Source organism: Terriglobia bacterium (assembly GCA_020072565.1).
GTDB lineage: Bacteria > Acidobacteriota > UBA6911 > UBA6911 > UBA6911 > JAFNAG01.
The window spans coordinates 218,499-227,429 of the sequence record JAIQGI010000002.1; the positions used below are offsets into that span (position 1 = coordinate 218,499).

Genomic DNA, 8,931 nt, shown 5'->3' on the forward strand with positions numbered 1-8,931 from the left:
CAAAACATGTGCCCGGAAAGGGCCCGGTAAAATCCAAGGTTAGGTGCCGTCATGCAAAAGAATCTCAGATGGAAGTTCCTGTTTATCACCGCCATAATGCTGGTGTCTCTCTGGTATTTCCTCAGCCCGAAAACCTGGGGCACGGACAAGTGGCTGTCGCGCATCAACCTCGGGTTGGATCTCAAGGGGGGCATGCACCTGGTCCTACAGGTCGTCACTTCCGATGCCCTGAATCAGGAACTGGCCCAGGATGCGGAGCGGATTGCGAGTGCGTTTAAGGACAAAAACATCACCTTCGATTCGGCAAAGAAGGGCAACGGGCTCAACGTGGAGATCAAGGGGATCAGTCCAGCCCAGGAAAAAGACGCCTACGACTATCTGAACCAGACCTACAAGACCAAATACAACATTCACAGCATGCTGGTAAACGGGAAGACGGATTACTCCCTGGCGATGATGGCTTCGGTGGTCCGGGATATGCAGGAATCGACGGTAAAGCAGGCTCTGGAGACAATCCGGCGCCGCATCGATGCACTGGGAGTCACGGAGCCTACTCTTCAGATCTACGGCACGGGCGGAAGCAACGTGGACGACCAGCTCATCGTGGAACTGCCGGGCATTGATGATTTTGAACGTGTGAAAGATCTCCTTAAGGACACGGCGCAGCTTACTCTATGCATGGTGAAGAGGGATAATGGCGGCCCGTATCCGAGCATAGAGGCTGCGATTCAGGCCAACGGCGGCAGGATTTCGGACGACTACAGGATCATGCCGTTTCGTGACCAGAGCAACGATCCGGGCACAGTTAGCTATCTGGTGGTCAGTGCGGTGCCGACCATTACCGGAAAGGACCTGAAGAATGCCCGGCGCGGCAACGACGCCAGCGGACGTCCCAATATCGATTTCTTCCTGAACTCTGCGGGTGCGGAGATCTTCCGGAACGCCACGAGCCAGCACATCGGGGATCGCCTGGCGATCGTAATTGACGACGCCGTAATCTCGGCGCCCACCATTCAAAACGTCATCGGTGCCGAAGGGCAGATTACCGGGAGTTTCACGGTTCAGGAGGCGGAGGACCTCGCTTTGGTGCTCCGCTCCGGCGCGCTCCCGGCTTCGCTGAAGACATTGGAAGAAAACGTGGTCGGCGCCTCTCTGGGCAACGATGCCATCCGGGCCGGCATTACGGCGGCGATCATCGGGTTCGGCCTGGTGATGATCGGGATGGTCGTGTACTACAAGCACGCCGGGCTCAATTCGGTGTGGTGCCTGTTCGGCAACCTGATCATCCTCCTCGGTTTCATGGGAGGCGTGGGAGCGACGCTGACGCTTCCCGGCATTGCCGGCGTCATTCTCACAATCGGCATGGCGGTGGACTCAAACATCCTTATTTTTGAGAGGATCCGCGAGGAACTGCGCAACGGCAAGACTATCCGCGCGGCCGTCGACACGGGTTTCGGCAAGGTATTCTGGACCATTTTCGATACTCATTCGACGTCCCTGATTGCGGCCGCATTTCTCTTCCAGTTCGGCACGGGCCCGATCCGAGGATTCGCGATCACACTGACCGTGGGATTGCTGGCGAACATGTTTACGGCCGTGTATGTGTCGCACCGGCTGTTTGATTTGACCCTGAGCAGGAGAAAAGTGGAGTCATTATCAATTTAAGGGAACTTGGCGAGCGCAACGGGGTCCAACGATCCGGCGAATGGATTATTGCTGGTCGGTTGGGAGTCCCGGCGCTCCGGTAACAATTGGGAGTTGGGAGTGGAAATCCTCAAGAATGTCTCAATCGACTGGTTGGGCAAGAAGTGGTACTTCTTCGGGCTGTCATGGGTCCTGCTCGCGCTGGGGATAATCGGCTGGTTCTACCATGGTGGAAGAAATGGGGGATTTGCCCTGGGGATCGATTTCAGGGGCGGCACGGTCGTCAATCTGAAATTCAACCAGCCCCCCGATGTGGAGCTGATCCGTAAGGCGCTGAAGCCGGAGACGGTAGGAGCGACCATCATTCAGCGTCTGGGCAATCTCAACGAAAACAGGGTTATGGTTCGCATGGAGACGGTTTTCGGAGCAGGGCAGAACGTGGATGCAGGCCACAAGGAGCTCGAGGCTTTGCTGCGGCAGAGTTTCGATGCGGAGCATGTCAATTCGACCCTGGCCGACTTTAACAATGTCGGCATTGAGACGGTCACGAAGGCTCTGCTGGATGGAGACCCGGATGGCCTGAGGAGCCAGAGCAGGACTGCCGAGGAAACACAGACGCATTATCGCGACCTAGCAACCGCCATGGTCAACTATCGCACTACGGTCGGGAACGGCATCGTCGGCACGCTGGCCGATCTGAGAGCCGTTCCGGGCGTGAACGCGCCAGTCTTGGCGACGATGAGCAAGGCGTTTTATGCGGGGCCTTTTGCGGCAGTCGGCACTCGGAGCGTCGGCGCGGTCGTGGGTACGGACCTGCGCAACCGCGCGGCCTTGGCTGTGGGACTCTCTTTCCTGGGGATGCTGGTCTACATCGGCTTTCGGTTCAAGCCGATCTATGGAGTGGGCGCGATCGTTGCCCTGTTTCACGACATCCTCATCACGCTCGGCCTGTTCGCGCTCACTCAGAAGGAAATCTCGCTGACCGTGATTGCAGCCCTGCTCACGCTGACGGGCTACTCGGTCAATGACACCATCGTTGTGTTCGACCGCGTCCGGGAGAATCTCAGGACGATGCGCAAAGACCCACTGGCGCGCGTCCTCAACCTGAGCATCAACCAGACGCTCTCGCGAACGATCATGACGTCGGGGATGACGTTTTTGTCCGTGTTCGCCCTGCTCGTTTTCGGCGGGGAGGTGCTGAGCGGCTTTTCGTTCGCCCTGACGGTAGGAATTATCATCGGCACCTATTCGAGCATCGCGATTGCATCGCCGATCGTGGAGTGGTGGTATCGAGCGGCGGAGCAAAAGGCGAAGCGCAAGGCAGCCTGAACCGTGTTTGATTTTATGCCGGATTGGAGCATTTCGAAGAGCGCTGACAAGGGTTTGAGAGTGAAAAGTATGCGGGCAAAATCTGCTTGACAGGTTTTGCGAGCCGATATTAAGATCGCGCCTTCAATCGGCACCGCGCATACACTCCTCATTCTCAGGCCCGAGGGCAGTATACGGGAGAAACAATGTTTGAAACCTTAGATCAAACCAGTCGCTCGGATATAGCAAAGCGTCTTGTGGGGCTCGTCATTTCCCTGGTGGCCCACGTGGTAGTGATTATCATCATCGTGATCTTGCCGCTGGTGTTTTTTAATGTGCTGCCGGAAAGCGAACTGCTGACGTTCCTGATTGCACCGCCGCCGCCACCGCCGCCGCCACCGCCGCCGCCGCCACCACCTTCGCCGACCAAACTTGCTCCGGTGCAGAAGGTGACCGTGGATCCTACCAAGTTTGAGGCGCCGACCGCGATCCCGAAAGAGATTCCACCGCCAGTCGATGAGCCCCCGGTCGTGGGGGTCAGCGGAGTGATCGGGGGCATCTCGGGTGGCATAGTCGGAGGCCTTGCCGGGGGAACTGCGGGTGGAGTAGCAGGCGGCATTCTGGGAGGTGTTCCGCCGCCGCCACCGCCGCCGCCACCGCCGCGCCCAAAGAAGATGGAGCCAATGCGCGTGGGTGGAAACGTCCAGGAATCAAAGATCCTCCGCAGGATCGATCCTGTCTATCCGGAACTCGCCAAGCGCGCGCGCGTCGAGCAGATGGTCATGCTTGAGGTCAACGTCGACGAAGAGGGCAATGTTTCCGGCGTCCGGGTGGTAAAAGGCCATCCGCTTCTGGACGCGGCAGCTGTCGAGGCAGTCAAGCAATGGAAGTATTCTCCCACACTGTTGAACGGAGAACCCGTCCCGGTCATCGCGACTGTGACGGTTATTTTCAAACTAGGCAAATAACCCAGTTGGAGGTTTGGGAATGAACATAGTCGAACTGTGGAACTCGATGGGCGTGGTCGCCAAAGTCGTGGTAGGCATCCTTGCCATCATGTCGGCCTACTCGATCAGTGTGATGATCGAAAGATGGCTTACCTATCGTCAGGCGCGCAAGCAATCGCGGATATTCACCCCGGCCGTGGCTGAGTGCCTGAAGGAAGGGAAAATCGATGAGGCGATTGCTCTCGGCGAGCAGAACAACAAGAGCCACCTGGCCAAGGTTCTGATCTCCGGGCTGCATGAGCTGCAGGCTCACTCCAGAAGCAAGGACATTCCGGGCGAGAGCATCGAGTCGGCAAAGAGAGCACTGGATCGCGCTACTGCCATCGGTATCTCGGACCTGAAGCGGGGCCTGGGGGGGCTGGCAACGATCGGCTCGACGGCACCCTTCGTGGGCCTGTTCGGAACGACGGTCGGCATCATCAACGCATTCCAGGGCATGAAAACCGAGGAAACTGCAGGTATCGCGGCTGTGGCCGGCGGTATTGCGGAGGCGCTCGTGACAACCGCTTTCGGGTTGTTCGTGGCCGTTCCCGCGGTGTGGGCATTCAATGCCTTCACAAACAAGATCGAAACCTTTACGATCGAAATGGATAATTCCTCTTCGGAATTGATCGACTACTTCCTCAAGAAACGGGGTCAGATCGGTGGCTAAACACATATCGACTGGAAAGGTCACCAGCGACATCAATGTCACGCCTATGGCCGACATTATGCTGGTGTTGCTGATCATTTTCATGATCACCACCCCTCTCCTGCAGTCCGGTATTACGGTGAATCTTCCCAAAGCCAAGAACCCGCTCGAAGCGCCGGACGCGGAATCCAAGGATGCCACCGTGGTAGCTTTGGACCGCCAGGGACGCATTTTCCTGGGAAAAATTCAGACTACCGAAACAGCGCTCATGGAGGCCTTGCAGAAGAAGTTCAGCGGGGGGGAGATCAACAAGGTCATGTACCTGAAGGCTGATACCTCGGTCCTTTATGGACGTGTCGTAGAGGTCGTGAACAAGTGCCGTGAGACCGGCGTCGAGAGGATCGGCCTGATGACGGAGAAGGAAAAATAGCGTCGGGGCCTTGAGGCCGTTGAAGCGCCCACGAGATGCGCGCGAGCGCATGTGCCGGTATGGTTCGTGGCGGCTACCCTTGCGATGGATGACGGGGCAGGGCAAGGCTGCAGCTGAAACGCTGCCGCTCCGGGCCCGACGATGACTGGGTTCTCCCAGAATCGAGAATAGGTAAAAAAACCGTTCCAAACACGGCTTAGAGAAAGGAAGTGTTCTTCCATGTCCATGGCGGTTGGTACTAATGTGGGACCGAAGTCGGATATCAATATCACACCGTACATCGATATCCTGCTCGTGCTTCTTATCATTTTCATGGTCATAACCCCGACCAAACAGCTGGATCTGGAGGTAAAGGTGCCGCAGCCCCCGCCGCAGTCCGATAAGCCGGTACCTCCGCCCCCGGGAGTGATCGTGGTGTCCATGTCGGAAACCGCTCAACTCGCTATCAACCAGGAGACGGTTACCTTTGGTGAACTGGGGCCGAAGCTCCTGGAGATCTATAGCGCCCGGGCGAACAAGAATATGTTTATCAGCGCGAGTGCCAAGCTTCCCTATGGCGACGTGGTCAAGATCATCGACATCGCCAAAGGCGCAGGTGTCATCGACGTTGGGCTGCTGACTTCCGAGGAAGTACGCTAGAGCCGGCAGCTACTTGCGCGCAATCATTCAATAGTCTGGAGGCCATAATGAGGGTCAACAAGAAGTGGCTCGTCATGCTCACGCTTTTGGCGGCCATTCCTCTATCAGGATGTGGTTTCATCACGAAGCTGCGTGCTCGCGATGCGCTCAACAAAGGCGTCAGGTCTTTCGTCGATCAGAAGTATGACGAGGCCGCGAAGCTGTTCGAAGAGTCCATCAGGCTCGACCCGCAGTTCATGATTGCCAAGAGCTACCTGGCCACGACGTATGCTTCGCAGTTCGTGCCGGGTTCCCCGGACCCCAAGAGCACGGAGATGGCTCGCAAGGCTATTGCGACCTTCGAGGACATCGTGGGGACGGAGAAAGGCAATACCAATCCCATGCTCAGCATCGCCAGCCTCTACTACCAGCTCAAGGAATACGACAAGTCGAAAGAGTGGTGCCGGCAGATCCAGGCAATCGATCCAAACAACGCCGAAGCACTCTATCGGGTTGCTGTGATCGACTACGATGACTCCGTGTCGAAAACAGGTCTTCAGGGTGAGAACGTTGAGTTTCTGACGGCTGAGGAAAAGGACCACACCTTGAAGGACATCGATGAGGGTCTGGAAGTCATCGACAAGGCCTTGAAAATCCGGCCTGATTACTTCGACGCCATGGAGTATCAGAACCTGCTCTGGAGAGAAAAGGCCAAGTTTGAAAAGGATAAGCAGAGAAAGGCAGAGCTTATCAACCAGGCGGACCAGGTCGCGTTGAAGGCCCTCCAAATGCGTCTCAAGGCGCAGGAGGAGGAAGCAAAGAAGCCCAAGAAACTGGCTACCGGCAAATAAGCTGTTCGTGTCACCCCAGCCCCAAAACTGCGGTGCTGTCACAGTCTCATCCCGGGGTACGCCGCGGAAGTTCCTTTCCGGCCAGGTGTACCCCATTCCCCACCTCTCATATTTCCTCTATAATAAAGAATTCGATCGCTCACGATGCCTATGATCCGGTTCGAGGACCTCGCTGAGAAGGTGCTGCGCTATCACCCCGAGGCGCTAGAGATGATTCAGCGCGGCTACGTTGCATCCGCCAAGTTTCACAAAGGCCAACTGCGGATGAACGGAGAGCCATATCTGACTCATCCGCTTGAAGTTGCCAACATTCTTGCCGAACTCAAACTCGATTCCGTCACGGTGACCGCAGGCCTGCTTCACGACGTTCTTGAAGATACCCTGATGTCGCCTGAGGAGTTGCGCAAGCAGTTCGGCGAGGAGGTTTACCAGATCGTGGACGGCGTAACCAAGATCTCGCAGGTCTACTTCAGTTCGCGCCATGAGAAGCAGGCCGAGAACTTCCGCAAGATGCTGCTCGCGATGGTGGGAGACATTCGCGTGCTGTTTGTAAAGCTCGCGGATCGCCTCCACAACATGCGCACGCTCCAGTATCTACCTCCGGATCGTCGAGAGCGAATCTCGCTCGAAACGCTGGACATTTATGCGCCCTTGGCGCATCGACTCGGCATGGCCCGAATCCGCGGCGAACTCGAGGATCTCTCTTTCAGCTTCCTTGATCCGGTAGCCTACCAGAATACGGTGTCGTTGATCGAGGCGCGGCGTGCCGTCAGCCAGGACTTCATTGAGGAAACCAAGAAGGCCATAGCCACAGAGCTGGCCGAGTACAATATTCCCGCGCGCCTCGAGAGCCGTATCAAGCGCATCTATGGTGTCTATAACAAAATGCGACGGCAGAAGATCGGCATCGACGAGGTCTTCGACTTCATTGCGATTCGGGTGATCACCGACACGGTCAAGAACTGTTACACCATCCTCGGTATCCTTCATAACCTCTGGAAGCCGGTCCCGGGGCGCATCAAGGACTACATCGCCATACCGCGACCCAATCTCTATCAGTCGCTGCACACCTCGGTAATCGGGAAGAACGGCCAGCCGTTCGAAATTCAGATCCGTACCCAGGAGATGCACCGCATTGCTGAACTGGGAATCGCCGCCCACTGGAAATATAAGGAGGGCAAGTCGGGCGCGGTCGAGGGCGAGGAGCAATTCCGCTGGCTGCGGCAGTTGATCGATTCGCAAAGCGAAATCAGCGATCCACGCGAGTTCATCAGCAGCCTCAAGGTCGATCTGTACCCGGACGAGGTTTACTGCTTCACGCCGATGGGTGAAGTCATCACCTTACCCCGCGAAGCCACACCGGTGGATTTTGCTTATGCCATCCACACGGAGGTCGGCCATCACTGCGTCGGCGCCAAAGTTAACAGCCGCATCGTGCCCTTGCGGCATAAGCTGAAGAACGGCGAAATCGTCGAGATCCTTACCACCAAGGACGCCGGTCCAAACCGGGATTGGCTCTCGTTTGTCAAGACCTCCCGCGCCCGCAACCGCATCAAGCACTGGGTCAACCAGAAGGAAAGAGAAGATGCCGCCGAACTGGGAAAGAAGCTGCTGGAAAAACAAGCCAGAAAATTCAAGACCAACTGGAAAAAAGTCCTGACCATGGCTGAGTTCCCCCGCGTGCTCACCGATCACGGAATTCAGAGGGTGGAAGAGCTTTATCCGGCGGTCGGCTTCGGCAAGATAGCTCCCCGCCAGATCTTCACGATTCTGTTCCCCGATCTCGCCCCACCATTGGAGGTCAACGCCAAACGATCCGCCATCGCCACCGTGGTTAAGAAGGTCCTCGGCAGAGGCGAGACTCCCATCACGGTCAAAGGGCAGGACGGACTCCTGGTGTATCGCGCGAAGTGCTGTAATCCAATCCGGGGCGACGAGATCGTCGGTTACATCACTCGTGGAAAGGGGATATCGGTTCACACCACCAATTGCCCGAATCTGGGGAATTTTCTCGGTTCGGATCGCATGACCGACGTCGAGTGGGTCGACGTTCCCGGCGAGGAAATCTTCACAGTCAGGCTGGCCATGACGATCGAAGACCGGCAGGGAATTCTCGCAGAAATCACGTCGGCGGTCTCCAATCTCAAAACCAACATCAAAGAGTCGCGCTCGACAACAACCGAGGGAGGCCGCGGCACCGTGGATCTCACCGTCGAGATCAACGACGTCCGGCACCTGCAGAAGATCATCAAGGTGCTCAAGACCATCCGCGGCATCGAGGACGTCGCGCGCGTCTCTCGTATTCCTTAGCCCCAATACTGTTCACTTAATGATTTGGATATGATCCTCGATCCTCAGCCTTTCCGTGCCAGACCGCTTCCGTGGCCTGAGTTTGTAATTACTCATCTTTCGCTTGATGCCGCGCGGATTACGCCGCGATCG

8 protein-coding genes are annotated in these 8,931 nt (G+C 56.8%); all 8 read left to right on the forward strand.

Translation table 11 applies throughout. The annotated features are described in order from the left end of the window. The first annotated feature begins 51 nt into the window (after positions 1-51). Positions 52-1,665: a protein translocase subunit SecD gene (gene secD, locus LAP85_02010; protein MBZ5495149.1), complete on the forward strand. Its 1,614-nt coding sequence runs from the start codon at positions 52-54 to the stop codon at positions 1,663-1,665. 6 nt (positions 1,666-1,671) lie between these two features. Next, a complete protein-coding gene (secF, locus tag LAP85_02015) occupies positions 1,672-2,973 on the forward strand; it encodes a protein translocase subunit SecF (protein MBZ5495150.1) in 1,302 nt (433 codons plus the stop codon). Between the two features lie 185 nt (positions 2,974-3,158). After that, the gene (locus LAP85_02020) at positions 3,159-3,920 is read left to right on the forward strand and encodes a TonB family protein (protein MBZ5495151.1); all 762 of its coding nucleotides are present in this window, start codon (positions 3,159-3,161) and stop codon (positions 3,918-3,920) included. 46 nt (positions 3,921-3,966) lie between these two features. Continuing rightward, positions 3,967-4,611, forward strand: a complete 645-nt coding sequence (locus LAP85_02025) for a MotA/TolQ/ExbB proton channel family protein (protein ID MBZ5495152.1) — start codon at positions 3,967-3,969, stop codon at positions 4,609-4,611. Further along, positions 4,604-5,020, forward strand: coding sequence for a biopolymer transporter ExbD (locus tag LAP85_02030; GenBank protein MBZ5495153.1), 417 nt, complete (start codon positions 4,604-4,606; stop codon positions 5,018-5,020). Before LAP85_02025 ends, LAP85_02030 begins: the two co-directional genes overlap by 8 nt. Before the next feature lie 219 nt (positions 5,021-5,239). Continuing rightward, positions 5,240-5,659 (forward strand): biopolymer transporter ExbD, encoded by a 420-nt coding sequence (locus tag LAP85_02035; GenBank protein ID MBZ5495154.1) that lies wholly within the window; start codon positions 5,240-5,242, stop codon positions 5,657-5,659. A gap of 47 nt (positions 5,660-5,706) precedes the next feature. Beyond that, positions 5,707-6,489, forward strand: a complete 783-nt coding sequence (locus LAP85_02040; protein ID MBZ5495155.1) for a hypothetical protein — start codon at positions 5,707-5,709, stop codon at positions 6,487-6,489. A gap of 150 nt (positions 6,490-6,639) precedes the next feature. Continuing rightward, the gene (locus LAP85_02045; protein ID MBZ5495156.1) at positions 6,640-8,799 is read left to right on the forward strand and encodes a bifunctional (p)ppGpp synthetase/guanosine-3',5'-bis(diphosphate) 3'-pyrophosphohydrolase; all 2,160 of its coding nucleotides are present in this window, start codon (positions 6,640-6,642) and stop codon (positions 8,797-8,799) included. Positions 8,800-8,931 lie beyond the last annotated feature (132 nt).

What these genes read in the sequence shown, in the direction of transcription:
- secD (MBZ5495149.1), top strand. Translation starts at nt 52, where the DNA reads ATGCAAAAGAATCTCAGATGGAAGTTCCTGTTTATCACCGCCATAATG.
- LAP85_02020 (MBZ5495151.1), top strand. Translation starts at nt 3,159, where the DNA reads ATGTTTGAAACCTTAGATCAAACCAGTCGCTCGGATATAGCAAAGCGT.
- LAP85_02025 (MBZ5495152.1), top strand. Translation starts at nt 3,967, where the DNA reads ATGGGCGTGGTCGCCAAAGTCGTGGTAGGCATCCTTGCCATCATGTCG.
- LAP85_02035 (MBZ5495154.1), top strand. Translation starts at nt 5,240, where the DNA reads ATGTCCATGGCGGTTGGTACTAATGTGGGACCGAAGTCGGATATCAAT.
- LAP85_02040 (MBZ5495155.1), top strand. Translation starts at nt 5,707, where the DNA reads ATGAGGGTCAACAAGAAGTGGCTCGTCATGCTCACGCTTTTGGCGGCC.
- LAP85_02045 (MBZ5495156.1), top strand. Translation starts at nt 6,640, where the DNA reads ATGATCCGGTTCGAGGACCTCGCTGAGAAGGTGCTGCGCTATCACCCC.